The 326-nt window shown below is 50.6% G+C and carries 1 protein-coding gene; it reads left to right on the forward strand.

Going from position 1 to position 326, the window contains the following annotated elements:
* The coding region (locus CWC11_RS20855; RefSeq protein ID WP_283241025.1) for a putative metalloprotease CJM1_0395 family protein at window positions 1–326 on the forward strand (326 nt) is incomplete at both ends.

Below are 326 nucleotides of genomic sequence, written 5' to 3' on the forward strand. Positions count from 1 at the left end.
GCAAGAAAAACAGCAAGCTGCCGAAGAAGTTAGTGAGCAAGAAGAGCTTCAACTTGAGCAAGAACAGCAACAAATTAAAGAGCTCAAAGCTCGCGATACCGAAGTGCGAACCCACGAGCAAGCGCATGCCGCTGTTGGTGGACAATATGCCGGTTCACCCAGTTACGAATACCAAAGAGGCCCCGATGGCACTAATTATGCCGTAGGTGGTGAAGTACCGATTGATGTTGGGGTTATCAATGGCGATCCGCAAGCAACCATCGATAAAATGCAAACGGTACTTGCTGCTGCACTAGCGCCAGCAGAACCCTCAGGTGCCGACAGAG

Origin of the sequence: Pseudoalteromonas sp. S3178 (assembly GCF_005886985.1) — a bacterium.
Taxonomy (GTDB): domain Bacteria; phylum Pseudomonadota; class Gammaproteobacteria; order Enterobacterales; family Alteromonadaceae; genus Pseudoalteromonas; species Pseudoalteromonas carrageenovora.